Source organism: Oleiphilus sp. HI0079, assembly GCF_001635105.1.
The window spans coordinates 1-813 of record NZ_LWFT01000047.1 but is presented as its reverse complement, the minus strand read 5'-3'; the positions used below and the strand labels follow the sequence as shown (position 1 = coordinate 813).

Annotated in this window: 1 protein-coding gene; it reads left to right on the top strand. The window is 46.9% G+C overall.

All coding sequences use genetic code 11. The annotated features are described in order from the left end of the window. Window positions 1-29 precede the first annotated feature (29 nt). The coding region (locus tag A3750_RS00805) for a hypothetical protein (RefSeq protein ID WP_156498275.1) at window positions 30-813 on the top strand (784 nt) is incomplete at its 3' end.

Here is an 813-nt window from a genome sequence, read left to right as displayed (position 1 = left end):
CCTGACCTCCATGATGCAGCGAACGCGGTATGGGATTAGGTGAATTCGCGACGAGCCTGCTGCTGCTTCTCAGTGCAATGCTCGGCATCAATTCAACACCAGAAGACGATCATAATTGGGAAATACTCACGGAATGGACTGACGAAGCACATCCCCACTTCGTCGCGGTCAGTGATACGCTTCTATCGCAATGCGGGTCTGACAATCACTGGATAAACTTCCCAGTTGTCATTCACGGCACACATCAGATTTTTGTAGATAACATTCTTCGAGCGAGCTATGGCCGAACAGACTTCCAAAGCTCAGAGAAAATTTACAGCGCCCCTCAATTACGATGCTCTGAGCTTTACGGTTCGACCCTTCGATGGGAAGTGACGTCGTACTCCCCTTATTTTGCTCGATTCAACACCTTTCCAAGTGTTGTAAATACACCGAGTTTTGACAAATTATTGTTTATTTCCATTGGCTCTAGTCTGCCGTTTGTGATGCTGGCAATTGGTGCGATTGCCTTTAGCTTGCTCGTTAGCACAAATAGCCGCTTTGCATTCAATTTCCTTGGATCGTGCATTTGCTGGTCTATTTTTGCATTGTGCATGAATGGTGGAGCCGGCCTGATCAATCTTCCCATGTTGTATACCCACAAAATAGCCGATAGTGCCTTATGGCTGGCGGTACTCATGCAATTTCGATGCTTCGAAATCAACGGCTGGTTAAACAAACCGATACAGGGCTTACTGGTAGCAAGCATACTGATAGCCTTATTAGTGATTGCCCTCGGAGAAACTGGCGATACCGTTCAATTCGGAACGAGCA